This window comes from Streptomyces sp. PA03-5A, from assembly GCF_033792725.1.
Lineage (GTDB): Bacteria > Actinomycetota > Actinomycetes > Streptomycetales > Streptomycetaceae > Actinacidiphila.
The window spans coordinates 18,869-44,795 of the sequence record NZ_JARAVL010000049.1 but is presented as its reverse complement, the minus strand read 5'-3'; the positions used below and the strand labels follow the sequence as shown (position 1 = coordinate 44,795).

The 25,927-nt window shown below is 73.7% G+C and carries 22 protein-coding genes; 16 read left to right on the top strand and 6 right to left on the bottom strand.

The genetic code is table 11. The annotated features are described in order from the left end of the window. Genes PV410_RS39520 through PV410_RS39495 form a run of 6 tightly spaced genes read left to right on the top strand, consistent with a single transcriptional unit; the run spans position 1 to position 10,303 of the window. Positions 1–741, top strand: coding sequence for a WGR domain-containing protein (locus tag PV410_RS39520; RefSeq protein WP_500331242.1), 741 nt, complete (start codon positions 1–3; stop codon positions 739–741). Then, positions 723–3,638, top strand: a complete 2,916-nt coding sequence (locus PV410_RS39515; protein WP_500331271.1) for a DUF4132 domain-containing protein — start codon at positions 723–725, stop codon at positions 3,636–3,638. Before PV410_RS39520 ends, PV410_RS39515 begins: the two co-directional genes overlap by 19 nt. Continuing rightward, on the top strand, positions 3,635–4,762 hold the full coding sequence (locus PV410_RS39510) for an ATP-binding protein (protein WP_500331240.1): 1,128 nt from the start codon (positions 3,635–3,637) through the stop codon (positions 4,760–4,762). Before PV410_RS39515 ends, PV410_RS39510 begins: the two co-directional genes overlap by 4 nt. After that, positions 4,762–7,131 (top strand): DUF5682 family protein, encoded by a 2,370-nt coding sequence (locus PV410_RS39505; RefSeq protein ID WP_500331239.1) that lies wholly within the window; start codon positions 4,762–4,764, stop codon positions 7,129–7,131. The genes PV410_RS39510 and PV410_RS39505 overlap by 1 nt, the downstream gene beginning before the upstream one ends. Continuing rightward, positions 7,128–8,303: a VWA domain-containing protein gene (locus PV410_RS39500; protein ID WP_500331237.1), complete on the top strand. Its 1,176-nt coding sequence runs from the start codon at positions 7,128–7,130 to the stop codon at positions 8,301–8,303. The genes PV410_RS39505 and PV410_RS39500 overlap by 4 nt, the downstream gene beginning before the upstream one ends. Further along, complete coding sequence (locus PV410_RS39495) at positions 8,300–10,303, top strand: YehQ family protein (protein ID WP_500331236.1); 2,004 nt, start codon at positions 8,300–8,302, stop codon at positions 10,301–10,303. Before PV410_RS39500 ends, PV410_RS39495 begins: the two co-directional genes overlap by 4 nt. 29 nt (positions 10,304–10,332) lie before the next feature. Here the strand turns inward: PV410_RS39495 and PV410_RS39490 are convergent, their stop codons facing one another. From PV410_RS39490 to PV410_RS39480, 3 genes are all read right to left on the bottom strand, one after another. Continuing rightward, positions 10,333–10,704 (bottom strand): fic family toxin-antitoxin system, toxin component, encoded by a 372-nt coding sequence (locus PV410_RS39490; RefSeq protein WP_500331234.1) that lies wholly within the window; start codon positions 10,702–10,704, stop codon positions 10,333–10,335. Further along, positions 10,701–10,928, bottom strand: a complete 228-nt coding sequence (locus tag PV410_RS39485) for a toxin-antitoxin system HicB family antitoxin (RefSeq protein ID WP_499510378.1) — start codon at positions 10,926–10,928, stop codon at positions 10,701–10,703. The genes PV410_RS39490 and PV410_RS39485 overlap by 4 nt, the downstream gene beginning before the upstream one ends. A 167-nt stretch (positions 10,929–11,095) precedes the next feature. Then, a complete protein-coding gene (locus tag PV410_RS39480) occupies positions 11,096–11,686 on the bottom strand; it encodes a DUF3558 domain-containing protein (RefSeq protein WP_500331232.1) in 591 nt (196 codons plus the stop codon). A 243-nt stretch (positions 11,687–11,929) separates the two neighbouring features. Here PV410_RS39480 and PV410_RS39475 point away from each other — a divergent pair, with 243 nt between their 5' ends. From PV410_RS39475 to PV410_RS39430, 10 genes are all read left to right on the top strand, one after another. Further along, complete coding sequence (locus tag PV410_RS39475; RefSeq protein WP_500331231.1) at positions 11,930–12,715, top strand: ABC transporter ATP-binding protein; 786 nt, start codon at positions 11,930–11,932, stop codon at positions 12,713–12,715. 11 nt (positions 12,716–12,726) lie between these two features. Beyond that, positions 12,727–15,294 (top strand): ABC transporter permease, encoded by a 2,568-nt coding sequence (locus PV410_RS39470; protein WP_500331230.1) that lies wholly within the window; start codon positions 12,727–12,729, stop codon positions 15,292–15,294. Positions 15,295–15,353: 59 nt separating this feature from the next. Further along, on the top strand, positions 15,354–16,313 hold the full coding sequence (locus PV410_RS39465; RefSeq protein ID WP_500331228.1) for a TIGR03621 family F420-dependent LLM class oxidoreductase: 960 nt from the start codon (positions 15,354–15,356) through the stop codon (positions 16,311–16,313). Positions 16,314–16,394: 81 nt separating this feature from the next. Continuing rightward, on the top strand, positions 16,395–16,826 hold the full coding sequence (locus PV410_RS39460) for a GNAT family N-acetyltransferase (protein ID WP_500331226.1): 432 nt from the start codon (positions 16,395–16,397) through the stop codon (positions 16,824–16,826). A gap of 182 nt (positions 16,827–17,008) precedes the next feature. Beyond that, positions 17,009–18,373 (top strand): hemolysin family protein, encoded by a 1,365-nt coding sequence (locus tag PV410_RS39455; protein ID WP_500331224.1) that lies wholly within the window; start codon positions 17,009–17,011, stop codon positions 18,371–18,373. Beyond that, the gene (locus PV410_RS39450) at positions 18,370–19,395 is read left to right on the top strand and encodes a hemolysin family protein (RefSeq protein ID WP_500331222.1); all 1,026 of its coding nucleotides are present in this window, start codon (positions 18,370–18,372) and stop codon (positions 19,393–19,395) included. The genes PV410_RS39455 and PV410_RS39450 overlap by 4 nt, the downstream gene beginning before the upstream one ends. A 37-nt stretch (positions 19,396–19,432) precedes the next feature. Beyond that, positions 19,433–20,203, top strand: a complete 771-nt coding sequence (locus tag PV410_RS39445) for an SGNH/GDSL hydrolase family protein (RefSeq protein ID WP_500331220.1) — start codon at positions 19,433–19,435, stop codon at positions 20,201–20,203. Positions 20,204–20,877: 674 nt separating this feature from the next. Then, positions 20,878–22,311 (top strand): adenylosuccinate lyase, encoded by a 1,434-nt coding sequence (gene purB, locus PV410_RS39440; RefSeq protein WP_500331218.1) that lies wholly within the window; start codon positions 20,878–20,880, stop codon positions 22,309–22,311. 68 nt (positions 22,312–22,379) lie between these two features. Then, positions 22,380–22,868, top strand: coding sequence for a G/U mismatch-specific DNA glycosylase (mug, locus tag PV410_RS39435; protein WP_500331216.1), 489 nt, complete (start codon positions 22,380–22,382; stop codon positions 22,866–22,868). Between the two features lie 7 nt (positions 22,869–22,875). Then, the gene (locus tag PV410_RS39430) at positions 22,876–23,634 is read left to right on the top strand and encodes a hypothetical protein (protein ID WP_500331215.1); all 759 of its coding nucleotides are present in this window, start codon (positions 22,876–22,878) and stop codon (positions 23,632–23,634) included. Positions 23,635–23,661: 27 nt separating this feature from the next. On the opposite strand, the gene PV410_RS39425 is transcribed toward PV410_RS39430, so the two are convergent. From PV410_RS39425 to PV410_RS39415, 3 genes are read right to left on the bottom strand one after another with little or no spacing between them, the layout of a single operon-like run. Further along, positions 23,662–24,348, bottom strand: a complete 687-nt coding sequence (locus tag PV410_RS39425) for an HAD family hydrolase (RefSeq protein ID WP_500331213.1) — start codon at positions 24,346–24,348, stop codon at positions 23,662–23,664. Between the two features lie 4 nt (positions 24,349–24,352). Beyond that, positions 24,353–24,496 (bottom strand): 3,4-dihydroxy-2-butanone-4-phosphate synthase, encoded by a 144-nt coding sequence (locus PV410_RS39420; RefSeq protein ID WP_500331212.1) that lies wholly within the window; start codon positions 24,494–24,496, stop codon positions 24,353–24,355. A 9-nt stretch (positions 24,497–24,505) separates the two neighbouring features. Further along, a complete protein-coding gene (locus tag PV410_RS39415; RefSeq protein WP_500331210.1) occupies positions 24,506–25,849 on the bottom strand; it encodes a glycoside hydrolase domain-containing protein in 1,344 nt (447 codons plus the stop codon). Positions 25,850–25,927 lie beyond the last annotated feature (78 nt).

The window sequence follows — 25,927 nt, the reverse complement described above, 5'->3', positions numbered from 1 at the left end:
GTGCGGCGCTGGGAACTTGTCGGTGGTGGATCCGCGAAATTCTGGGAAGCGGCGGTCGACGGCGCGCTGGTGACCGTGCGCTACGGCCGGATAGGTGCCGAGGGGCGGCTCCAGGAGAAGGAGTTGGGGTCGGCCGAAGCGGCATCGTTGCACTTCGGCAAGCTGGTCGCCGAGAAGGAGCGCAAGGGCTACCTCGAGGTCGGTTCGTCGGCACCGCAGCAGCCGGAGCCGACAGCGGCAGCGGCAGCGGCAGCGGCAGCGGCCAAGCCGGAATCACAGCCGCTGCCGGAGGCGCCGCCGGAGGGCGGACTTCCCGACGAGGACACGTTCGTCCTGCCCGGCTCATGGCGCCGGGTGCTGCACCCGCGCCGCGGCGGGGTTCGGCGGCCCGCCGCCGTGCCGGCGCCGGATGCCATCGATCAGGTCCAGGAACGGATCGTGGCCGAGCTGGACTGGATCGAGCAGGTTCTCGCCGCACAGCAGGCGGATCCGGCGCTGGTCAAGGCAGCGCGCGCCTATCTGGCGGGGAAGCCGGACCCCCGCGGGGCAGCCGTCCTGGCGAACCTGGTGACGCCGGTCTGGCCCCCCGCCGCAAGGGAGGATTTCCCGTTCGCCGACGCGTGGGCCGCGAGCCACGGGCCGGCCTTCGCCGCCCGGTCGGTGGTGGAGGTCTTCGACATCGACGCCGGCCAGCGGTATCGACAGGGTCACAGCATCCGACACTGCGCTTCCGGGGCCTGACCGACCACATCACGCCCCAACCCGCACGTCAGCTGGCGGACCGGGTGCGTGCGCTGCTCGCCTGCACGGACGACGAGACCTACCGGGAGACCGTCACCGCGCTGCGTGAGTGCCGCACCACCGCGCGGCGCCGGGTCGTCGCCGCCTATCTCGCGCCGGGCACGCCCGGCTGGGCCGACGAGTGCATCGCCGAGGAGCCCGGATACGGATCCGGCGGTGACGTGCTCCGGCCGCTGCTGCTCTGCGCGCTCGACGATCCCGGGCAGGTCGGCCGGCTCGGCACGGCCCCCAAACTCGTCTGGCGCGGCTGGTCCGTGACACTGGTCGCCACGCTCGCCGACGGCCTGGGCACGGAGTGCGTGCCCTTCCTCGACGAGGCGATCGAACGGTCCTGGGACTCCGACCAGTTCCGGAGCATCACCATGGCGGTGGCGAACTTCCCGACCGACGAGGCCTTCAGGCTGCTGCTGTCCCGTCTGGACAACAAGCACATCCGCCCCGCCATACAGGAGGCCATGCAGCGCTACCCGGGCCGGGCCCTGCGTCTGCTCGCCGAAGCGGGCCTGAAGGACGGGAAGAACGCCCCTGCGGCACGCCAACTCCTCAACACGCACGTGATGCTGAACAACGCCCGGCTGCCCGAGCTGCTGCCGCGACTCGGCGCCGCGGAGGCGGAGCTGGTGCGGTCGCTCGACGGTGCGCGCGAGCGCGTCACCGAGGCGGCACCGGAGGTGTTGCCGGCGCTGCTCGTCTCACCGCCCTGGACGCGCAGGCGAACGCCCCTCAAGCCACGGGTGCTCACGGGCCTGCTGCCGGACGGCACGCGGCGGCTGGCGTGGCGCGAGGGTGAAAGGGAGCGTTGGGCCGGGCACCCGTCCTGGGGCTGGGAATACCCCCGGACGACCGACTGGGACCAGGAGGCCCGCAAGATCGTCGGACGCGAATCGGGCCTGTGGCACTCGACGCGCTTCTTCGTCCAGGGCCCACTCGACGTGCTCTCGCCCTGGCTGGAGAAGTGGTCGCCGGAGGACCTCTGGGGTGGCGTGGACCTCCTCAAGCCTGTCGTCGCCAAATACGGCATGGCGGCGCTGCCGCTCGCCCTCAAGGTGGCCTCGGCCAAGCCGGCGCACCTCACCCCGCTCCTGATGCCCTTCCTCGACCTGGGCGCGGCACGGTTGATGGCGGACGGGCTGGTCCGGCTCAAGTCGGTGCAGATGACGGCCCGCTCCTGGTTCGCCCGGTACGGGATCGACGCGGGCCTGCTGCTCGTACCGGACGCCGTCGGGCAGCCCGGCCCGGCCCGGAAGGCGGCCGAACAGGCGTTGCGCCTGGTCGCGTCCGCCGAGGGGACGGACGCCGTCCTGGCCGCCGTGACCGCGGCACACGGCGGCGAGGCGGCCGAGATCGTCGCCGAGACGCTGGCCGCGGACCCCCTGGAGATCGCGCTCCCCGCCCGGATACCGGCCCTGCCCAGCTGGGTGCAGCCCTCGGTCCTCCCGCAGATCCTGCTCCCCTCCGGCGAGGCACTGCCGGAGGAGGCGGTCCGCCACGTGCTGACCATGCTCGCCCTGTCGAAACCCGGTGACCCGTACCCCGGGGTCGCCGTCGTCGGAGAGGCGTGCCGCGCCGACTCGCTGGCCGCCTTCGTCTGGGCCCTGTTCGAGGAGTGGCGGCAGGCGGCCATGCCGGCCAAGGAGAGCTGGATCCTGCACGCGCTCGGTCGGCTGGGGGACGACGAGACGGTGCGCCGGCTCACTCCGATCCTGCGCGACTGGCCGGGTCAGGGGGCGCACCACCGCGCGGTCGAGGGCCTGAACGTGCTGGCCGAGATCGGCAGCGACGTCGCCCTCATGCACCTCCACGGCGTCGCCCAGCGGGTGAAGTTCAAGGCGCTCAAGGTCCGGGCCCAGGAGAAGATCTCCGAGGTGGCGGAGGGACTCGGGCTGACCGGCGAGCAGCTGGCGGACCGACTGGTGCCCGATCTCGGACTGGACCCGGACGGCACGACGGTCGTCGACTACGGCACGCGCCGCTTCACCGTGGGCTTCGACGAGCAGCTGCGCCCCTTCGTGCTGGACGCCGACGGGAAGCGCCGCAAGGATCTGCCCGCCCCCGGCGTCAAGGACGACCAGGAGCTCGCCCCGGCCGAGCGCAAACGCTTCGCGGCGTTGAAGAAGGACGTCCGCACCATCGCCTCCGACCAGATCCGCCGTCTGGAGGCGGCCATGGTCACGCAGCGGACCTGGACCGCGGCGGAGTTCCGTGAGTTGTTCGTGCAGCACCCTCTGGTCTGGCACCTGGTGCGCCGACTGGTCTGGCTCGCCGACGCGGCCGGCGCGGCGACGGCCTTCAGGGTCGCCGAGGACCGCAGCTTCGCCGACGTCGACGACGACGAGTTCACGCTCGCCGCCGAGGCGACGGTCCGGCTGGCCCATCCGCTGCACTTGGGCGACACGGTGCCGGAGTGGTCCGAGCTGTTCGCGGACTACGAGATCCTCCAGCCCTTCCCGCAGCTCGGCCGACCGGTACTTCGGCTGACGCCGCAGGAGGAGACCGCCAACCGCCTGCACCGGTTCGAGGGGTGCAAGGTGCCGGTGGGCCGCCTGCTCGGACTGACCAAGCGGGGGTGGGAGCGGGGGGAGCCGCAGGACGCCGGCGTCGAGCGGTGGTTCTCCAAGCGGCTCGCCGAGGGCTGTCACCTGGTCATCGCCCTGGACGAGGGCATCGCCGTCGGCGTCGTCGACATGTTCCCCGACCAGACCTTCGAGACGGTCTGGCTGGACACGGAGCCCTGCGACCACTGGCCCAGCCGGGAGTACCCCTTGCGCTTCGGCGACCTCGACCCGATCGCCGCCTCCGAACTGCTCGCCGACCTGGAAGGGGTGACGGCCCGGTGACCGCCGTCGACGACGCATCCGCGACCCGGCCCGACCGGGCCCTGGATCCGGAGGGCCCCCCGCTGCAGCGCCCCCCTGCCGAGGTCAGGTACGCGGAGGAACTGACGGCTCTCCGGGCCCGGGACGAGGACCCCCGCCCGCCGGGGTGGCAGCTGAGCCTGCGGGCGGCGCGCCGTTTCATCGTCGGGGACGCGGAGGCCGGGATCAGCCGCAAGTTCGTCGGCAACCGTTCCCTGGTCGAGCGCGCGCTGGTGACGCTGGCGACCAACCGCGGCCTGATACTGGTCGGCGAGCCGGGCACGGCGAAGTCGCTTCTGTCGGAGCTGATCGCCGCGGCGGTCAGCGGCACCTCGACGCTGACCGTCCAGGGCGGCGCGGCCACCACCGAGGACCAGATCAAGTACTCCTGGAACTACGCGCTGCTCGTCTCCGAGGGGCCTTCACCGCGCTCGCTGGTGCCCGCGCCGATGCTGCACGGCATGGCCGAGGGCCGGATCGTCCGCTTCGAGGAGATCACCCGCTGTCCGCTGGAGGTGCAGGACTGCCTGCTCTCGCTGCTGTCCGAACGCGTCCTGGCCGTTCCGGAGCTGGACGGTCCCGAGGGAATGGTCTTCGCGCGGAGCGGATTCAACGTCATCGCCACCGCCAACACCCGTGACCGGGGCGTCAACGAGATGAGCGCCGCGCTCAAGCGGCGATTCAACTTCGAGACGGTCTTCCCCATCGCGGACTTCGACACCGAGCTCGCACTCGTCGAAGCGGAGGCGGGAGCCCTGCTGCGCCGGTCCGGGGTCGAGGCGCCGCCGGACCGCGACGTGCTCGAGGTACTGGTGGGGACCTTTCGCGAGCTGCGCGGGCAGCAGGCGTCCGGCGAGCGGCTCTCCGCTGTGATGAGCACCGCGGAGGCCGTCTCGGTGGCGCACGCGGTGGGCGTGCGCGGCTGGTTCCTGCGCGGGGAGCCCGGCGACGCCGCCGATCTGGTCACCTGCCTGGCCGGCACCGCGGCCAAGGACAGCCCGGAGGACCTGGCCCGGCTGCGCCGGTTCCTCGACCAGCAGGCAGGGCGTCGGCACGGCGCCCAGTGGCAGGCCCTCCACGAGGCACGACACCTGCTGGCCGACTGATGACCACGGTCTTCATCGGCGTTCGCCACCACTCGCCAGCCTGCGCCCTCCTGGTGGCCCGCACCATCGAGGCGCTCCGGCCGGCCTACGTACTGGTGGAGGGGCCGGCCGACATGAACGGGCGGCTGGACGAGCTGCTGCTGGGCCATGAGCTGCCGATCGCCGTGTTCAGCCACTACCGCGACGAAGAGCGCACGGCGACGTCCTGGACACCGCTGTGCGACTACTCCCCCGAGTGGGTCGCGCTGCGGTCCGGCCGGGCCGTCGGCGCACAGGTGCGCTTCATCGACCTGCCCGCCTGGCACCCGGCCTTCACCGGGCGCCCCGAGCCGCTGGCCAACCGCTACGCAGACGCCGAGGCCCGCTACGTGGCGGCGACCCAGCGCCTGTGCAGCCGGTTCGACGTGGACTGCGTCGACGCGCTGTGGGACCGGCTGTTCGAGATCGCCGGTCCTGAGGGGCTCCAGCGGCGGCTCGACGCCTACTTCGACCTGGTTCGGGGCGACTCCGATGCCGAACAGGGCGACCGGGCGCGGGAGCAGTACATGGCCTCCTGGATCCGCGCCGCGGCCGCCCGGGCGGAGGAGCGGCCGGTGCTCGTGGTCACCGGCGGATTCCACACGCCGGCGCTGCGTGCGCTGGCCGCGCCACCGGTCCGCACCACGGACGCACCGGGGACCACGTCGGCGCCGTGGCCCGGGATTCCCGAACCGCCCGCCGGGGCCGTCGGCGGCAGCTTCCTGGTGCCGTACTCCTTCCACCAGCTCGACGCCTTCGCCGGTTACCAGTCCGGTATGCCCTCGCCCGGCTACTACCAACTGCTGTGGGAGCACGGCCCCGCTGCGGCGGCGGACGGACTGCTGGAACAGGTCGTCGGACGGCTGCGAGGACGACGCCTTCCGGTGTCGACCGCCGATCTGATCGCGGCCAGGAGCCTCTCCCAGGGTCTGGCCGCGATGCGAGGGCACCCGCTGCCGGCCCGGACCGATGTGCTCGACGGCCTGGCGGCCACGGTGATCAGCGATGCTCTGGAGCAGCCGTTGCCCTGGACCGGGCACGGCACGCTCACGCCGGGCACGGATCCGGCGGTGGTCGAGATGGTCGCCGCGAGCACCGGCGACCGGACCGGCCTCCTGCATCCGGACACGCCCGCCCCGCCGCTCGTCCTGGATGTGGCGGCCCAGTTGCAGCAGTGCGGGATCGTCCTGGGAGAACGGGTCACGGCCGACCTGACCGAGCCGGCCGGTCTCGCCCGCAGCCGGTTGCTGCACCGGCTGCGTGTCCTGGGCGTTCCGGGGCACGTCCGCACCTCGGGCCCCGCGACCGGATCGGACCCGGTCTTCGCCGAACGCTGGGAGCCCGGCCCGGCACACGGACGCGAGGCCGCGCTGATCGAGGCTGGTGCGTACGGCGCGCGACTGGATGAGGCCGCCGCCGTGGCGCTGTCGGCGCGCGTGCGGTCCGCGGGGGGCACACCCGGTGGGTCGCCGGATTCGGCCACGGCCACCTTGTCGGAGGTGCTCTTCGACGCGGTGCTCTGCGGTGCGGACACGCTCTCCACCGAGCTGCTGGGCTCCCTTGCGTCTCGCGTGGGCGGGCTCGGTGAGCTCGGCCCGGCTGGTGCGGTGCTGACCACCGCGCTCCAGCTGTGGCGGCACGACCGCGTGTACGGCATGGCCGGGAATCCCCTGCTCGGCGAAGTCGTCGACAAGGCGGTCGACCGGGTGTTCTGGCTGGCCGAGGGCCTGCACGGGGGCAAGGGCGTCGACTTCGCCCGGCTGCGGGCCCTGTCCGCCGCCCGCGACGCACTGCGGCACGCGGAGCGCCTTCTGACGCTCTCCCCGACGGCGGCGGCCGACACGGCCCGGCGGATCGGTGCCGACGCCGCCGCCCCCGCGGACCTGCGTGGCGCGGCTCTGGGCCTGCGGCTGTCCCTCGGTCCGGCCGGTGACGACGCCGTCGGCCAGGCACGTCTCCTCGCGACCTCGGATCCCGAGGAGCTCGGCGACTGGCTGGCCGGACTGTTCGCCCTGGCCCGGGACGAGTTGACGGCCGGCGGTGGAACGGTCGCCGACGGGTCGGGCCCCTCCCTGCTGGACGTGCTCGACGAGATCGTCGTCTCCATGGCGGACACGGACTTCCTGATCGGCCTGCCCGCGCTGCGGCAGGCCTTCGCCTTCTTCCCGCCCCGTGAGCGCGAGCGCATCGCGGAGCATCTGCTGGAGCGTCGCGGCCGGCGCGGCTCGGCCCGCTCACTGCTGCACACGTCCGCCGACCCCTTGGTCCTCGCCCGCGCCCGCGCCTTGGAGGAGAACGTGATCCGCCTGCTCGACAGGTACGGTCTGCGAGCCGGGCAGGCGAAGCGATGACCGAGCGCAACCACCCCACGGCCGGCTCCGCCCCGCAGCTCCCCGACGCCGGGCTGGAGCGGTGGCGGCTGATCCTGGGGGCGCCGGCCGACCGCTGCACGGGCCCGCTCGGCCCGCAGGCCGCCGCCCGCGACGTGGCACTGGACTGGCTCTACGGCCGCGACCCGGACCTGGAGCGACGCGGGGTGCGCCGTGGCGCCTCCGCAGGACGGGAGGGCGGTGACGGGGCCTCCCGGATCACCGCGGTGGACTGGCTCGACGACGTCCACCGGCTGTTCCCCAAGGAGACCGTCGAGCGGCTCGAGCGCGACGCCGTGGAGCAGTACGAGATCAACGAGATCGTCACCGACCCCGACGTGCTCTCCCGCGTGGAGCCGAACGCGACCCTGCTCCGCGCCGTACTGCGCACCAAGCACCTGATGAACCCGCAGGTGCGGGCGATGGCCAGGCGCATCGTCGAGGCGGTGGTCGGGGATCTGATGGAACGGCTGCGCCCGGAGGTGCGTCAGGCTTTCGCGGGCGCCCGCTCGCGCCGCCCCAGCCGGCTGCCGCTGGCGCGGGACTTCGATTTCCGGGGCACGATCCGGGCGAACCTGGCCCACTACCAGCCCGCGGAGCGCCGGATACTGATCGAGCGGCCGCGCTTCCACTCACGGACTCGGCGGCACCTCCAGCAGTGGCAGCTGATCCTGCTGGTGGACCAGTCCGGCTCGATGGCGGGCTCGGTCATCCACTCTGCGGTCACCGCCGCCTGTCTGTGGAGCCTGCCCGGTCTCCGCACGCACCTCGTCGCCTTCGACACCCAGGTGGTCGATCTGACCGCGGACGTCACCGACCCCGTGGAGCTGCTGATGCGGGTCCAGCTCGATGGCGGCACGGACATCGCACGCGCCGTCGCCTACGCCGCGGACCTGGTGGACAACCCGCGCCGCACCATCGTCGCGATCGTGTCCGACTTCTACGAGGGCGGCGATGCCCATCGGCTGGTCCGCACCGTGCGCAGCCTGGTCCAGCAGGGCGCCACCGTGCTCGGCCTGGCCGCGCTGGACGAGGAGGCCAACCCCGACTACGACCGGGCACTCGCGGCCCGGCTGGCCCAGGAGGGAGCCCACGTGGGTGCCATGACCCCTGGGCGGCTGGCCGAGTTCGTCGCCGAGAAGGTGGCCCGGTGAGCGGTACGACGACTTCTTCGGCTGCCGGCGCGCCGCCGCGCGAGGATCTGCTGGCCCTCAGCACCGACACGCTCGCCTCCCTCTCCAACCGCGGCTTGGTGAAGCGCGCCGCCAAGGATGTGGATGCCGGCTCGGGGCCGGACGTCAGCTGCGAGGCCGACGGAACCGTCTGCGGCACCTACCCGGACGGCACCCGGACACGGCTGCCCGTCGGCACCGGCCTGGAGGCTGCGGAGTGCAGCTGCGGGGCGACCGGGGTGTGCCGCCATCGGATCGGCCTGGTACTGGCGTACCAGCGGCTGGACGGTACCGCCGAACCCACGGGCCCGGAGGTGGCCGCGTGGTCGCCGGGCGAGTTCGACGACGCCGCACTCGAAGCCGGGCTGGGACGGGCCGCTCTGCTGGCCGCGCGCCGGATTCGGGACCGCGGCTTCTCGGCGACCGTGCACCGCCCGAACGCGGTGCGGCCCGTGCCGACGGTCGATCTGCCGACGTGCACCGTGCGCTTCCCCGTCCCGCACCAGCTCGGCTACGCCCTCACCGACGCCGCGGCCCCGCGCCGCGGGGAGATGATCACGCTTGCGGTCTGGGCCTTCCGCGCCGCGGACGGCGACGCCGCGGCCGGCGCGGACGCGCAGGTCGTCGTCGGCGGACGCCCGCCCGCCGCGCCGGACGCGGACGACGCGCTCGACGCCGCCGTCGCCCTGGCCGATGAGTTGCTGCTGGACGGCATCGCGCACACGACCCCGGTGTTCGCAGCGCAATTGGCCCGCGCCGGCGCGCAGCTGTCGCATGCCTCGCTCCACTGGCCCGCCGCGATCATGGCGGACCTGCGCCGCCAGGTCGACGCCTACGCCGGGCGCGATGCCCACCACGAGGCCGGGCGTGTGGCCCACCTCCTCGCCGAACTGCACGCCCGCCGTCGCGCGGGTGGGTCCGACCGCCCCGGCGTGCTCGGTACGCAGGAGCCGGCCGACACCCCGCTGCGCCGGGTACGGCTGGTCTCCCTCGGCTGCCGGGTCACCGGCCGGACGGCGTCGGAGCGCACCGCCGAGGTGTACTTCGCGCACCCGGCCGCCGGGATCGCCCTGGTCCTGCGCAAGCGCTGGGAGGTGGCGGAAGGCCACTCCCTCACCGGCCACGACCTGGCTTCACGCCGCCTGCTCGGATCCCCGCTGCGGGCGCTGTCCGGGGCCAACGTCGTCAGCGAGCACATCTCCCGCAGTCCCAGCCGCACCGTGACCATCGGACGCGGACGCATCGCCGCCACGAGTGTCACGCCGCTCGGTTCGGCCTGGGCCGATCTCCCCGACACCCTCCTGATCAGCGATCTCGCCGCAGCGCTGTCTTCCTGGGCGGGCCGGCCACCGCACTTGATCCGGCCCAGGGTGGAGGCCGACACCGCCCGGGTACTGGCCGTGGCCTGCGTCGAGTCCGTCGGCTACGACGCCGCCCAGCAACGACTCGAAGCGGTCGTCCGGGATCCGTCGGGCAACGCGGCGGTGGTCCGTGCCGACCACAACCCCGCCTGTCCCGGCGGCCTGGACGCGCTGGCCACCGCACTCGGCAGCCCCCGGGTCCGATTCGTGAGCGGCCTGCTGGGCCGGGAGGGCGGCCGTCCCGTGCTCGACCCGCTGGCCGTCCTCACCGAGGACGGACTCGTCGTACCCGACCTCGAAGCGGGCGAGGGCACGGGTGCACTCGCCGAGGCTGCTCCGCGCACCTCCGACCCGATCGCCCAGGCACTCGAATCGGGCTTGTCCGCCCTCGCGGACATCGCGCACAGCGGCCTGCGCGGCCGCGGTCCTTCGGCTCGCGACCGGCTCGCAGGGGCGGCCGCAGGACTCCGCCGTACCGGGCTCCAGTCCGCCGCGGCGCTGCTCGACTCGCTCGCCAGGAGCTTGGACGGGGAAACAGCCGGGGCAGCGACGGCTCCGTGGGTGGACGCCGTGATCCACTTTCTGGTCAGCCTCGAACTGCACCAGGAGGCCGATGCCTGACGACGGCCGACCCGGTCTGCGGCCGGGCCTCAGACGCACCAGGAGCGCAGCTCGTCGGCGATCTCGTGCACGTCGGCGGTGCCGCCCTTGACCAGCCGGGCCAGGTCGCGCACCCGTTCAGGGGACGTGGCGACCTTCAGGCCGCTGGCCACCAGGTAGGCGTAGGCGACCGCGGAGGCGAAGAGCGCGTTGGACCGCTCCAGGGCCGGTACGTGGACCAGCAGTTGCAGCAGGCACGCGGCGCGCTCGTGGGGGTCGGCGTAGACGGGGACGCCGAATATCTCCGCCTGGTGGCGGCCGACCGCGGCGACGAGGGCGCCCCAGTCGGTCACCTGGGGGTCACCGGGGGTGTTGCGCTCGGCGACCATGAGCAGCCAGGCGAGGTCGATCTGCAGGGTCAACGGCGTCCTTCGCGCTCCGTGCCGAACTCCTCGGCGAAGACGGACTCGTAGCGCTGCATGAAGTCGGCGGCGGCCTCGACGAAGCTGCGGCCCGCTTCCCCCGCGTCCTTCCGGACGAGTTCCTCGATGTACCGGTTGACGCTGACGCCCCGCTGCGCGGCCCGCTCGCGGGCGGCCGCGGCGGTGGTCTCGTCCACCCGCACGTTCAACTGCGTCTTGGCCATACCCTCAAGCTAGCGCCGATGCACTAGCAGTGACAAGCGGCTCCCGGGCGCATCCGCCCTGGGCCCGTGCGCCCCGGGGCCCGACGGGGCCCGGGGGGCACGGGGGGCCCGGGGGGCACGGGGGGCCCGGGGGGCACGGGGGGCCCGGGGGGGCACGGGGAGCGCGTTCAGAGGCGGCCCGCCACCGTGCGCGCCAGTTCCTCGAGCGGCTCGTCGAACCGGGACGGCTCCTCGTTGCGGACCAGCCGGATCGCGACCCACTGCCCGGACACCCGCAGGAAGACCGAACCGTCCTCCAGCCAGGCCTCGTCGCCGATGCCGTCGAGCGGCTTCAGTTCGTGGCCGAGCCCGCGTTCGGCGTCGTAGTAGTTCTTCCCCGACTCCCCCGCGAAGACCTCGACCTGGGCCGTCGGGCCGGACTCCGGTGCGGGGTAGGTGCAGGTCCCTTCCAGGTCCTGACCGGGTTCGAGGGCCGTACCGGCGAGCCGCTCGGCCTCCTCCTGCGTCACCAGGGCGCACGGGTCGCCGGCCGTCCCGCCCGGCGACGACGCGGACGGCTGCCCCGGGGACGCCGCGGACGACCCCGCCGCGCCCGGGGTGCCCGGCGCGGTCGCGGACGGCTCGTCGCCGGCGTCGTCGGCAGCCGGGTCCTGGCACCCCTGGAGCGCCAGGGCCAGCAGCGCCACCACGGGCGCCACCGCCCAGGCCCGCGTGCGCCTGCGGTCACCGGACCCGGTCCGGATACGTGCGTGCACCATCGATTCGGTCCCCCCTCGGTACTGGCCCTCGTCCCCCACCCGGCCACACCGTGCCCTGCCCGGGTGCACCTACAGACGTACCGGGACGGCCGGCCGGTTTCGGCCGGACGAACTCGCGGTCGCACGGCGGCCGCCCGCGCGCCCCCGGCGCTCACCCTCGGGGACGATGCGGCACCGCACCCGACGACCTACGCTCGGGTCGCATACGGACAAGTACGCACTTCCTCATCTTGGGGGGCAAGCGTGTCGACATGGACGGCAGCGGACACAGAGGGCATCGAGGCGGGAGCGGAGCCCGCCGCGCGGGCGACCGCGCTGACGAAGGCGTACGGGACGGGCGAGACACGGGTCGTGGCGCTGGACGCGGTGGACGTGGAGATCGCCCGCGGCCGCTTCACCGCCGTCATGGGGCCGTCCGGCTCCGGCAAGTCCACGCTCATGCACTGCCTGGCGGGGCTGGACTCGGTCACCTCGGGGCAGGTCTGGATCGGCGAGACCGAGATCACCCGTCTGGCGGAACGCGAACTGACCCGGCTCCGCCGCGACCAGGTCGGCTTCGTCTTCCAGGCGTTCAACCTGCTGCCGACGCTCACGGCGGCCGAGAACATCACGCTGCCCATGGACATCGCCGGCCGCAGGCCCGACCGGGAGTGGGTGGACCGGGTGATCGACACCCTGGGCCTGCGCGACCGGCTGGGGCACCGTCCCGCGCAGCTGTCGGGCGGGCAGCAGCAGCGTGTGGCGTGCGCCCGCGCCCTGGCCTCCCGGCCGCAGCTGATCTTCGCCGACGAGCCGACCGGCAACCTCGACTCACAGGCGGGCGCCGAGGTGCTCGGCTTCCTCCGCGAGGCCGTGGACGCCCTCGGCCAGACCGTGGTGATGGTGACCCACGACCCCACCGCGGCGGCCTGGTCGGACCTGGTGCTCTTCCTGGGCGACGGACGGATCGTCGACGAGATGCACGGGCCCACCGCGGACGGCGTCCTGGAACGGCTCAAGCGGTTCGACGCGCTGCGCAAGCACGGCTAGGCACCGGCGAAATGCTCCGGGCGACGCTGCGCAGCTTCCTGGCCCACAAGGGCCGGCTGCTGCTCAGCGCGCTCGCCGTCCTGCTGTCGGTGGCCTTCGTCACCGGCAGCATGATCTTCTCCGACACCGTCAACCGCACCTTCGACCGCCTGTTCGCCTCGACGGCCGCCGATGTGACGGTGGGCCCCCCGGAGGCCTTCAGCGAGGACCAGCAGTTCGCCTCCGGCCAGGTGCGCACCCTGCCGGCGTCCCTGCTGGACCGGGTGAAGGCGGTACGGGGCGTCGCCGACGCGCGGATCGACGTCACCGTGCACAACACCACCGTCGTCGACGCGGAGGGCCGGCCGGTGGAGCCGACCACCGGCGCCCTCACCGTGGCCACCAACTGGTCGGGGAACCCGCGCAGTCCCGTCCGGCTGACCAGCGGGCACGCGCCGCACGGCCCCGACGAGGCGCTGATCGACGCCGACACCGCGGCGAAGCGTCACCTGGAGATCGGCGACCGGCTGCGGGTGCTGGCACAGCCGGGCGCGTTCTCGGTCCGGCTCGTGGGCATCGCCACCTTCACCACGACCAATCCGGGCGCCGCCCTGTTGTTCGTCGACACCCCCACCTCGCAGTCCCGCCTGCTGGGCCGGACCGGTGTCGCGACTTCGGTGCAGGCCGACGCCGCACCCGGGGTCTCGGACGACGTGCTGAAGAAGCGGATCGCCGCCGCGCTCGGTCCGCGCTACACGTACACGACCCAGGCGGAGCAGGCGAAGTCGGCGGTGGAGAGCCTGGCCACCTTCCTGGACGTGATCAAGTACGTGATGCTGGGCTTCGCCGGGGTCGCGGTGCTGGTCGGGGTCTTCCTGATCGTCAACACCTACTCGATGCTGATCGCCCAGCGCACCCGGGAACTCGGCCTGCTGCGCGCGCTCGGGGCGGACCGCGGACAGGTGCGGCGGTCGGTGCTGGTGGAGGCGTTGCTGCTGGGGGCGGTGGGCTCCACCGTCGGCCTGGTCTGCGGAGTCGGACTCGCGGCGGGCCTCTTCCGGCTGCTCGGGGTGTTCGGGATGAACATCGACGCCGCCGAGATGGTCATCCGCTGGCGCGTGCCGGTCGCCGCGTACGCCGTCGGTCTGCTGGTGACGCTGGTCGCGGCCTACCTGCCGGCGCGCCGGGCGGCACGGGTCTCCCCCATGGCCGCGCTGTCCGACGCCGAGGTCGCCGGGAGCGGGCGGAGCCTGCGGTCGCGGGCGGTGGGCGGCGCGGTCGCGACGCTGGTGGCCGCGGGGACGCTGGCCGGGGCGGCGGTGGCCGGGAGCACCGGTGACGCGGCGACGTTCCTGGGGATCGGCATCGGTCTTTCGCTGATCGCGGCGGTGGTCGTGGGGCCGCTGCTGGTACGGCCGGTGATCCGGGTGCTCGGCGGGGCGTTCCCCCACGTGTTCGGTCCTGTGGGGCGGATGAGCCAGCGCAACGCGCTGCGCAACCCGCGCCGCACGGGTGCGACGGCCGGCGCGCTGATGATCGGGCTGGCCCTGGTCACCGGCATGTCCATCGCCGGCACGTCGATGGCGAGCTCCTTCGACCAGGAGATCGACAAGGCCCTGGGCGCGGACTACGTCGTGCAGGGCGACCACTTCGCGCCCTTCTCCCCGGAGATCACCGACCGCGTCCGGAAGGTGCCCGGGGCCGGGGAGGTGGTGCGGGTGCGCTACGTCTCCGTCCTGATGACCCTGCCCGACCACCGCACGACCAAGCTGACGGGCACCGCGATCGGCCCCGGCGCGGACCGGGCGCTCAACCTGGACTACGCCGCGGGCGACACGGCGCACGCCCTGGCCCGCGACAGCCTCTCGCTCTCCGCGGCGTACGCCGCCCACCACGGGCTGCGCGTGGGCAGCCGCATCCCCGTGCGCTTCGTCGACGGCCGCTCCACGACGTTCACCCTGCGCGCGCTGACCACCAGCCAGAGCACCCTGCTCGGGGACGACGCCACCCTCACCATGGGCCTGGCCACCGCCGAGCGGTTCCTCCCCCGCGGCCAGGACGCCGCGCTCTACGTGAACGCCGCCCCCGGCACCGACAAGCCCACGCTACGCGCGAACCTGGAACGGGCTCTCAAGCCGTACCCGCAGGTGGAGGTCCGTGACCAGGCCGACTACAAGCAACTGGTGCGCACCCAGATCTCCGTGCTGCTGAACCTGGTGTACGCCCTGCTCGGCCTGGCGATCATCATCGCCGTGCTGGGGGTCGTCAACACCCTCGCCCTGTCGGTGATCGAGCGCACCCGGGAGATCGGGCTGCTCAGGGCGATCGGTCTGTCGCGGCTGCAACTGCGCCGGATGATCCGGCTGGAGTCCGTGGTGATCGCGGTCTTCGGCGCGGTGCTGGGGCTCGCCCTGGGGCTGGTCTGGGGCGTGGTCACGCACGAGGTGCTGGCGCTGGAGGGCATGCGGGCGTTCACCGTCCCGTGGACCACGGTGGGGGCGGTCATGGCCGGTTCGGTGGTGGTCGGCCTGGTCGCGGCGTTGCTGCCGGCCCTGCGCGCCTCCAGGATGAACGTCCTCGCCGCGATCGCCCACGAGTGAGCGACCCGCGGGCGGGGAAGGTCGTTGACCGGCGGAAGGGTCGGGACGAGGGGGCGGTCATGGCACGACGGTTCCGGTTCGGTGTGAATCTGCTCGAGCCCACGCAGGGCGACGCGTGGGAGCGCAAGTGCCGCCGGGCGGAGGCACTCGGCTACGACGTCCTCCAGGTGCCGGACCACCTGGACTGGCCCGCGCCGTTCCCCTCGCTGGTCGCGGCGGCGAACGCCACGCGGCGCCCACGGCTGGGGACCTTCGTGCTCAACGCCGCGTTCTGGAACCCGGTCCTGCTCGCCCGCGAGGTCGCCACCACCGCCCGGCTCACCGGCGGCCGCCTGGAGCTGGGCCTCGGCGCGGGGTACGTGCGCGCCGAGTCCGAACGCGCGGGCCTGGCCTACGGCACCGCCCGCGACCGGGTCGACCACCTGGAACGCACCGTCGAGGCGCTGACCGGGCTGCTCGCGGGGCCGCACGGCACGGACGGAACGGGAACGGACGGAACGGGATCAGGCAGAACGGACGGCGCCGGTGCGCCCCTGACCCCGCTGCTCCTGGGCGGGAACGGCCCGCGCATGCTGCGCCTCGCGGCACGGCACGCGGCCGTCGTCGCCTTCACCGGCGCCGAGGCCGACCCGGCCAAGGACGACGGCACGCTGCGGCTGCTGTCCGCCACGACCGTGGAGGAGCGGGTCGCCACCGCGCGCGGCTTCGCCACGTCGTACGGCACCGACCCCGAGTTCAACGTCCTCGTCCAGCGGGTCGTGATCACCGAGGACCGCGGGGCGGCGGCCGGGGAGTTCGCCCCGCACGCGCCGCACCTGGACGAGAAGGAGCTGCTCGACCTGCCGACGCTGCTCGTCGGCACGGTCGCGGAGATCGCGGAGCAGCTGCGGCGGGGCCGCGAGCGCTTCGGCTTCAGCTACGTCACGGTGCTGGAACCCTCGATGGAGGCGTTCGCCCCGGTGATCGAGGAGCTGCGCCGCGACGAAGCAGGCGAAGGGCACGAGGAAGTGCACGGGTAAGACGGGTAGGAGCGCGGGGAAGAGCGCGGGGAGGCGTCATACGCTCGCCGCCCGGGCCTGGAGGATGGTTGGCTGACCCTCATGGACGATCTCGGGATACGCAACGCGGTACCGGCCGACGCCGAACGGGTGCTGGACTTCTGGAAGACGGCCGCCGAGGGCACCAGCGTCAGCGACGACCCGGAGGGCGTGGCGCGCCTGATCGCACGCGACCCCGAGGCCCTGCTGCTCGCCGAGGACGGCGGCGTGCTCGTCGGCACGGTCATCGCCGGCTTCGACGGCTGGCGCTGCCATCTGTACCGGCTGGCGGTCCACCCCGAGCGGCGGCGGCAGGGCATCGCCCGGGCCCTGCTGGCGGCGGCCGAGGAGCGCTTCACCGCGCTGGGCGGCCGGCGTGGCGACGCCATGGTGCTGGAGCGCAACGAGCGCGCCCACCACGCCTGGCGCTCGGCGGGCTACGCGCCCGAGCACCACTGGCGCCGCTGGACCAAGCCCTTCCAGCGCACCCGGTAGCGCGCCGGGCGGGTCCGGGGCGCACCTCCCTGGCCGCGTTCCCGGGCTGTCCGTTGCGCCCGCGCTTCCTACGATGGGCGTATGGACGACCCTGCGAGTCCGTCACGTCTCCCTTCCCGTCGCCCACGCCTGCAGCGCGCGGTCCACCCCGGCCTGACCGATCATGGGACCGAGGTGTCCCGATGACCGAAGTGCTGCTCCTGGCCGTCGCCCTGCTGCTGACCCTGGCCTGCGCCGTCTTCGTCGCCGCGGAGTTCTCCCTGACCACGGTCGAGCGCACCGACCTGGAACGGGCCGAGAAGGCGGGCGAGCGCGGTGCCTCCGCGGCCCTGCGGGCCGTGCGCAGCCTGACGGTGCAGCTGTCGGGCGCCCAGCTCGGCATCACCGTCACCGGCCTGGTGATCGGCATGCTGGCGCAGGCCTCCATCGCCGAGCTGCTGGCCGGCCCGCTGCGCGCGCTGGGGATGTCCGCCGCCGGGGCCGCGTCGCTGGGCCTGGTGCTCGGCACCGGCGTGTCCACGGTGGTGCTCATGGTGGTGGGCGAGCTCGTCCCCAAGAACTGGGCGATCTCCCGGCCGCTGCCGGTGGCCAAGGCCGTCGCCCCGCCGCAGACCGTCTTCACCGCCGCCTTCGGCCCGCTGATCCGCCACCTGAACAACACCGCCAACCGTGTGCTGCACCGCCTGGGCATGGAACCCACCGAGGAGCTCGCCTCGGCCCGCAGCCCCGAGGAGCTGGTGGCCCTCGCCCGGCACTCCGCCCGGGCGGGCGCGCTGGAGGCCGACACCGCCGAGCTGTTCGTACGGACGCTGAGCCTGGCCGGGCTGACGGCCGAGAACGTGATGACCCCCCGGGTCCAGGTGGTCGCCCTGGAGGAGGGCGCCACCTGCCAGGACGTCGCCGACATCACCCGCGCCACGGGGCTGTCCCGCTTCCCCGTGCACCGCGGCGGCCTGGACAACGTCATCGGCATCGTCCACATCAAGGACGTCCTGGCCGTGCCCTACGAACGCCGCGAGGGCCACCCCATCACCCCGCTGCTGCGGGAGCCGGTGCCGGTCCCCGAGACGCTCGGCGTGGACCGGCTGCTGGACCGGCTCTCCGGCTCGATGAGCATGGCCGTCGTCATCGACGAGTACGGCGGCACCGCGGGCGTCGTCACCCTGGAGGACATCGTGGAGGAGGTCGTCGGCGAGGTCCGCGACGAGCACGACCCGCAGGAGACCCCCGACCTGGCCTTCATCCACCAGGACCGCACCGGCCGCCGCGTCTACGACGCCGACGGCGCGGTGCGGACCGACCGGCTCGCGCACATCGGCCTGCGGGCCGGGAACGGCCCCTACGAGACACTGGCCGGCCTGGTGGCCGAGCGGCTCGGGCGGATCCCCGCCACCGGCGACACCGTCGAGGTGAACGGCTGGATGGTCGAGGTCACCGACGACTCGCACCACCGTGCGGCGCACGTACGGCTGATCTCGCCGGCGCCGCGCGCGCAGAACGGGCTCGCCCCGCAGGACGCGGACGACGGGACGGCGGGTGCGCGATGATCTTCCTGCAGTTGTTCATCGGCGCGCTGACCCTGGTCGTGAACGCCTTCTTCGTCGGCGCCGAGTTCGCGATGATCTCCGTCCGGCGCAGCCAGATCGAGCCCCGCGCGGAGGCCGGGGAGCGCGGGGCGCGCCACGTGCTGTGGGGTCTGCAGCACCTGTCGCCCCTGATGGCCGCCGCCCAGCTGGGCATCACGCTGTGCACCCTGGTGCTGGGCATCGTCGCGGAACCGGCCATCGAGCACCTGCTCGCGCCGCTCTTCCACCTGCTGCACGTACCGCAGGGCGCCATCCACGCCCTGTCGTTCGCGATCGCCCTGACCCTGGCGACGTACGCGCACATGCTGCTCGGCGAGATGGTGCCGAAGAACATCGCGCTCGCCGCCCCGGAGCGGACCGCCCTCGTCCTCGGTCCCCCGCTGGTCACCCTGGCGCGGGCGCTGCGCCCGGTGATCTTCACGATCAACGCCTTCGCGAACGGGCTGCTGAAGCTGCTGCGGGTCGAGCCGAAGGACGAGGTCGCGGCGGTGTTCTCGGACGACGAGCTGGCCCGGATGGTCACCGACGCCGGCCAGGCCGGGCTGCTGGACGAGCGCGCCGCGATCCGCCTGCAGGACGCCCTCGAACTGGGCCGCCGCCCGGTCCGTGCGGTCGTCGTCCCGTGGGAGCGCGTGGTGTCCGCCCGCTTCGGGATAACCCCGGCGGGGCTGGAGCGCCTGGCCGCGCGGTCCGGGTTCTCGCGCTTCCCCGTGACCGACGACGCCTGCCGCATCCTGGGCTACCTCCACGTGAAGGACGCCCTGGCCCTCGGCCCCAGCCGCCACGACCAGCCCTTCCCGCGGGGCGCCCTGCGCCGGATCACCCGGGTCGTCGCGGCCACCCCGCTGGACGACGTCCTGGCGGCGATGCGGGCCAGCGGCGCGCACCTGGCGGCGGTCGTCGACGACCAGGGCCGCGGCATCGGCCTGGTCACCATGGAGGACGTGCTGAAGGAGCTCGTGGGCCACGCACCGGCCGCCTGAAGCGACGGTCCGCGGGGCCGGTAGGATCACGCGCGCCATGCAGATGAACGCCACCCACACCAGCTTCGTCGCGCTCGGCGACTCCTTCACCGAAGGCATGTCCGACGCGCTCCCCGACGGCTCCTACCGGGGCTGGGCGGACCTCCTCGCCGGGCGCCTGTCCGCCCACGCGCCGGGCTTCCGCTACGCCAACCTGGCGGTACGCGGGAAGCTCATCCAGCAGATCGTGGACGAGCAGGTGGAGACCGCCGCCTCGATGGAGGCCGACCTGGTGACCCTGGTGGGCGGGCTCAACGACGTGCTGCGCCCCAAGTGCGACGTGGCGAGGGTGTGCGCGCTGCTGGAGGAGGCGGTGGAGCGGCTGGCGCCGAACTGCCGGCAGCTGGTGCTGATGCGCAGCCCGGCCCGCCGGGGCCCGGTCGCGACCCGATTCCTGCCCCGCATGGAGCAGCTGTTCGGCTTCGTCGACGACCTCGCCGCCCGGCACGACGCGCTCGTCGTGGACCTGTACGGCGCCCATGTGCTGGGCGACCCGCGGCTGTGGGCGGACGACCGGCTGCACCTGGACGGCGAGGGCCACCGCCGCGTCACCGAGGCGGTCTGGCAGACCCTCGGCCACACCCCGCAGTTCGACTGGACCGAGCCGCTCCCCACGTACGTGCCCCTGTCGTGGCCCGCCCGCCGCGCCGCCGACCTGCGCTTCACGCGCCGGCACCTCGTCCCCTGGATCGGCCGCCGCCTGACCGGCCGCTCCTCCGGCGACGGCCTGCCGCCCAAGCGCGCCGAACTGGTGCCGTTCGAGCTCTGAGCGGGCCCCGGCGGCGCCACGGCAAGAGGTCCGACGAGCCCCCGTCCGTCCGTTCCGCCGCGGGCAACAATGCGGGAACACCTGGCCACGGCCCGGCCCGCGGGTGCGCCCCGCCGGCCCACGGGACGGCGGGGCGCCTTCGTCATGTGCGGGGTCTACCAGTTGATGTCGTAGGAGCCCCACTGGATGTCGTTCGCCGGCCATCCGATGTCGCGCATGTGCCCTCCCCTCATCTGCGGATCCGGGTCGGGGAAACGCTATGGGGATCATGTCCGGCGACTAGATCGCATTCGGCCATGACGGCATGCGCATGACCTAACTTGCCGTCGACCACCGACCAGGGCGCCTGCTTGGCGCGATCTCCACCAGCTCGCGCGGGCCGAGCCGGACGGATGACCGGCAGTCGTGCCAGGTCCGGACGTCAGCACCGCCGGGACCGCCCGGGGCGGGCGTTGCCGCCGGGGAGGCGGGCGGGCTGGAGGTCGCGCGGGCCCCGGGCCTTCCGCCAGGCCTATCGGGCGCCGTAAGCCTTCCGGGTGGCCCTCGGTGGTCGGTCCGGCGACGAACGGACCCAGCCCGCGTACCCCCCGGGCACTCCCGGGCCCCCACGGCGCTACGCGCATAGACCGGTGCGGGGCGCTGACCTGCGCCGACGCGCAGTAGAATCTCGCTACGTGACTTCCAAGCCCCGCATCCCCAACGTCCTGGCCGGCCGCTACGCCTCCGCGGAGCTCGCCACCCTGTGGTCCCCCGAGCAGAAGGTGGTGCTGGAGCGCCGTCTGTGGCTGGCCGTGCTGCGGGCCCAGAAGGACCTGGGGATCGAGGTGCCGGAGCAGGCCCTCGCGGACTACGAGCGGGTGCTGGAGCAGGTCGACCTGGCGTCGATCGCCGAGCGGGAGAAGGTCACCCGGCACGACGTCAAGGCGCGCATCGAGGAGTTCAACGCCCTCGCCGGGCACGAGCACGTCCACAAGGGCATGACCTCGCGCGACCTCACCGAGAACGTCGAGCAGCTGCAGATCCGGCTCTCCCTGGAGCACGTGCGCGACCGCACCGTCGCCGTGCTGACCCGGCTCGGCAGGCTCGCCGCCGAGTACGCGGAGCTGGTCATGGCCGGCCGGTCGCACAACGTGGCCGCCCAGACCACCACCCTCGGCAAGCGCTTCGCGACCACGGCCGACGAGCTGCTGGTGGCCTTCGCTCGGGTCGAGGACCTGCTGGGCCGCTACCCGCTGCGCGGCATCAAGGGCCCGGTCGGCACCGCGCAGGACATGCTCGACCTGCTCGGCGGCGACACCGCCAAGCTCGCCGAGCTGGAGCGGCGGATCGCCTCGCACCTCGGCTTCTCCGAGGTCTTCACCTCCGTCGGCCAGGTCTACCCGCGCTCGCTGGACTACGACGCCGTCACCGCGCTGGTGCAGCTGGCCGCCGCGCCGTCCTCGCTCGCCAAGACGATCCGCCTGATGGCCGGCCACGAGCTGGTCACCGAGGGCTTCAAGCCCGGCCAGGTCGGATCCTCGGCCATGCCGCACAAGATGAACACCCGCTCCTGCGAGCGCGTCAACGGCCTGGCGGTCATCCTGCGCGGCTATGCGTCGATGGTGGGCGAGCTGGGCGGCGACCAGTGGAACGAGGGCGACGTCTCCTGCTCCGTGGTGCGCCGGGTCGCCCTGCCGGACGCGTTCTTCGCCTTCGACGGCCTGCTGGAGACCTTCCTGACGGTCCTCGACGAGTTCGGCGCCTTCCCGGCCGTCATCGCCCGCGAGCTCGACCGCTACCTGCCGTTCCTCGCCACGACGAAGGTGCTCATGGGTTCGGTGCGGGCCGGCGTCGGCCGCGAGCTGGCGCACGAGGTCATCAAGGAGCACGCGGTCGCCTCGGCGCTGGCGATGCGCGAGAAGGGCGTGGAGCGCAACGAGCTGCTGGACCGGCTCGCCGAGGACGAGCGCATCCCGCTCGACCGCGCCCAGTTGGACGCGCTCATGGCCGACCGCCTCTCCTTCACGGGTGCGGCAGCGGACCAGGTCGCGGAGGTCGTACGCCGGGTCGGCGAGGTCGCCGAGCGCCACCCGCAGGCGGCCGCCTACACCCCCGGGGCCATCCTCTGACCACGGTCGGGCGCACCCGCCCCACCCAGGACGAGCTGGAGGCCGCCCGCGACCGCGTCATCCCCGACGTGATCGCGGACGGCCTGGGGGTGCTCTTCTGCGGCATCAACCCCGGGCTGATGTCGGCCGCCACCGGTCACCACTTCGCCCGCCCCGGCAACCGCTTCTGGCCCGTGCTGCACGCCTCCGGCTTCACCCCGCGCCGGCTCGACCCCGCGGAGCAGGACGAACTCCTGGCGTACGGGCTGGGGATCACCAACGTCGTCGCGCGCGCCTCCGCCCGGGCCGACGAACTGACCCGCGACGAACTGCTGGAGGGCGGGCGGCTGCTGACGGAGAGGGTCCTGCGCCACGAGCCGCGCTGGCTCGCCGTCGTGGGCGTCACCGCCTACCGGGTCGCCTTCGCCGAGCCCCGCGCCCGCATCGGCCCCCAGGAACGCACGGTCGGCGGCACCCGGATCTGGGCCCTGCCCAACCCCAGTGGCCTGAACGCCGGTTGGTCGACGCAGGCGATGACGGAGGAATACGGCCGCCTCCGCGACGCGTCGCAGGCATGATGCACACGTGGGTACGGGGACCGAGGAGGAGGCCCGGGGCTGGCTCGCCGCACGCGGCGTGCGGCAGGCCGGTGACGACGCATGGACCGACGACGAGCACCCCGGCCGCCGGTTCACCACGAACGAGATCGCGCACTCCCGGGCCTACGAGGTCTTCGTCGAGGAACACCTGGACGCCGAAGGCCAGGTGCGGCTCGCGTTCGGGCTGCTGGACCTCCTCGACGACTACTGGGTGACCTGCGAGATCCGCATGGCCGACCGGGGTCCGGACGGCCCCTTGCCGTCGGGTGCGCTCTGGGATGGCTACCGCCGGCGGCTGGAAGCGGAGCGGGACGCCGAACCCGTCACCTACTCCCTGTGGGTCGACTGGTTCGAGGACCGGAGCACCGCCGCGACGGCCTTCGCCGAGGTCCTCGGGCGTGACCTGGAGCGCCTGCGGGACGACGCCTCCCCCGCCCTGCTGCTCCGTGCCCGGCGAGTGCTGGACGGCTCGGGCCCGGTGCCCTGGCCGGTGAAGGAGGAGGCGTACGACGTGGCCGCATGCCTCCCCGCGCTGCACGGGGCGCTCTTCAAGGGCCTGTTGGCCTCGTACCACGACTTCCACGGCGACCTGCGCCCGGATGCGGCACTCGCCCTGCTGTCAGGGCTCGCACTCTCCCCGGACACCCGGCACCTGGCGCAGCTGCGCCTCGTCCTGTCCGCGGGGCACCGGAACCACCACCGCAGCCCCGGCGCGTGGGACGCCGCCCTCCGGGCCGCGTCCTGACACCGCCCGCCCGGTCCCGGAGGCCGCTCACGGGGTGCCCCCGTGGACCAGGGGTCCGGGACGTGGCGCGAGCAGCCGGGTCAGGAGCGGGAGGGCGGCGGCGGTCGTGGGGGCCTGGGCGGCGGGCAGGTGGGCGACGTCGGGCGGCAGCGGCATGCCGCCGCGGGGGACGGCGAGGACGCGCATGCCGGCCGCGGTCGCCGAGCGGATGCCGTCCGGGGAGTCCTCGACGGCCAGGCAGCCGGACGGCGGCATGCCGATCTCGGCCGCCGCGCGCAGGTAGGGGTCGGGCGCGGGTTTGCCCCGGGCCACGTCCTCCCCGCACACGACGGCGCTCAACCGTCCCGTCAGGCCCAGTCCGTCGAGGACCGCCAGGACGAAGCGGCGCGGGCTGGCCGTGGCCAGGCCCACGGGGCCGTGCCGTCCGGCTTCGAGGACCAGGTCCACGGCGCCGGGCAGCGCCCGGACCCGGCCCGCGGCCACCTCGCCGGTCGCCGCGGTGGTGCAGGCCTGGACCACCTCGGCGGGGCTCGCCGTGCCACCGCACAGTCCGGCGACGTACGCCGCCCAGCCGCCGTTGCCGTGCAGGGCGGCGGTGTCCTGCGCCCGCCAGCGGTGACCGTGGCGGGCGGCGAAGGCCGCGCAGACACGGACCCATGCGTCCGCACTGTCGACCAGCGTGTCGTCCAGGTCGAAGATCGTCGCTCGGCTCATCCGGTCACACCGTCGCGGGGTCCGCGAGGCGCGGCCCGTTCGACAGCTGCTCGATCGAGATGAGCGCCAGGCCGTGCCGGTCGGCGAAGGCCCGCAGCCGGTCGAAACGGGCGACCGAACCGTCGTCCTCGCAGACCTCGCTGATCACACCGACCGCTCAACAGCGCGGGATCGGCTTGCTGTAACCCGTCGTGCCGGGCGTGGCGACGTAGTGGTCGGAGACGTAGCGGCCGTTGTCGAGGCGGTTCCAGATCTTGGTGGCGCCGACCTTGGATCCGGACTTCTGGCAGACGACCCAGGCCAGCGCGCCGTTCGGGGAGGTGCCCTTGGCGGCGTAGGAGGTGCCGGGACCGCTGCGTTCGGTGAGGCCGCCGGGCGCGGTGACCTGGTAGGGCAGGACGCAGCGGGGCAGGGGGGCGCTGTAGCCCGTGGCCGACGGGGTGCTGACGTAGTGGTCGCTGACGTAGGTGCCGTCGGTGAGCTTGTCCCACACGGAGGTGGTGCCCACCTTCAGGCCCGGGGCCTGGCAGACGACGCGCAGGGCGGAGCCGGGCGCATGGGTGGTGACGACGGGATGGGTCGTCGAGGGGCCGCTGCGCGCCTTGAGGGCGGTGGAGCTCGTCACCGTGTAGCCGAGGGCGACGGTGGCGACGGGCGCGTCGAGCCGGTCGTTGTCGATGTTCACGGTGACGCCGCCGTAGGTCTCGTCGTGGCCGCCGCGGTACTGCTTCGCGCGCTGGTGGACGGGCCACTTGGCGTCGGCGACGCCGGTCCAGCCCTTGAGGGTGTCGGCGCCGTCGTAGCGGGCGATCCACAGGGCGTCGGGGCGGGCGTAGGAGGCGGAGGCGTAGACGTCGGCGAGCTGCTTGGCGCCGAGGTTGAGGTTCATGTAGACGCCGGAGACGTAGCCCAGCCGGTGCAGTTCCTTCGTCCAGGCCGACAGATAGGTGAGGACGCCGGTGCGGCAGGCGGCGTCGTCCTGGGCGTAGTTCTCGATGTCGTTGTAGAGGGCGCTGCCGGGCTGCATGCCGAGGGCCTTGGCCGCGGCGACGGCCTCGCCGGCCGCCCTGGTGCCCTCGGTCCGCGCGGAGCCGGGGGTGGTGCTGATCTTGGCGTCACCGGGCCGGGCGCCGCAGGGCGGCTGCAGGCCCTTGTGTATGGGCAGCAGGCGCCACTTGAGCCGGGCGACGGAGGTCACCCAGGAGGCGGTGAGCTGCGGCTGGGCGCAGGTGCGGTTGACCCCCGATACGTACACGCCGAGCGCGCGGTACGGGGAGGCGTTCCACGCCTGGATCGTGGTGAGCGGCGGCGCGGTGCACGTGTCGAAGGCGAGCCCGGAGTAGCGGGTGGCGCCCGCCCCCGCGGGGTAGCCGGCCGCGGTGGCGGGCTCGGCGGAGGCCGCGGGGGCGAGGACGAGGGCGGTGGCGCCGCCCAGGAGCAGGGCGGAGGCGGCGGCGAGGAGTCTTCGCGCGGCGCGGTGGAGGAAGTGCGGGTTCGGCATGACGGCCCCCCGGGTACGGCACGGCGCCATGGCGCCGGAATCACTGGGTCAGCCGTCCGCGCCGTGTGTGCCGGGCCC

Bases quoted from the DNA above. Each gene is read 5' to 3' on its own strand.
- PV410_RS39465 (WP_500331228.1), top strand. From the start codon at position 15,354: ATGGCACGACGGTTCCGGTTCGGTGTGAATCTGCTCGAGCCCACGCAG.
- PV410_RS39445 (WP_500331220.1), top strand. From the start codon at position 19,433: ATGCAGATGAACGCCACCCACACCAGCTTCGTCGCGCTCGGCGACTCC.
- PV410_RS39505 (WP_500331239.1), top strand. From the start codon at position 4,762: ATGACCACGGTCTTCATCGGCGTTCGCCACCACTCGCCAGCCTGCGCC.
- PV410_RS39455 (WP_500331224.1), top strand. From the start codon at position 17,009: ATGACCGAAGTGCTGCTCCTGGCCGTCGCCCTGCTGCTGACCCTGGCC.
- PV410_RS39500 (WP_500331237.1), top strand. From the start codon at position 7,128: ATGACCGAGCGCAACCACCCCACGGCCGGCTCCGCCCCGCAGCTCCCC.
- PV410_RS39425 (WP_500331213.1), bottom strand. From the start codon at position 24,348: ATGAGCCGAGCGACGATCTTCGACCTGGACGACACGCTGGTCGACAGT.
- PV410_RS39450 (WP_500331222.1), top strand. From the start codon at position 18,370: ATGATCTTCCTGCAGTTGTTCATCGGCGCGCTGACCCTGGTCGTGAAC.
- PV410_RS39415 (WP_500331210.1), bottom strand. From the start codon at position 25,849: ATGCCGAACCCGCACTTCCTCCACCGCGCCGCGCGAAGACTCCTCGCC.
- PV410_RS39460 (WP_500331226.1), top strand. From the start codon at position 16,395: ATGGACGATCTCGGGATACGCAACGCGGTACCGGCCGACGCCGAACGG.
- PV410_RS39485 (WP_499510378.1), bottom strand. From the start codon at position 10,928: ATGGCCAAGACGCAGTTGAACGTGCGGGTGGACGAGACCACCGCCGCG.
- PV410_RS39480 (WP_500331232.1), bottom strand. From the start codon at position 11,686: ATGGTGCACGCACGTATCCGGACCGGGTCCGGTGACCGCAGGCGCACG.
- PV410_RS39470 (WP_500331230.1), top strand. From the start codon at position 12,727: ATGCTCCGGGCGACGCTGCGCAGCTTCCTGGCCCACAAGGGCCGGCTG.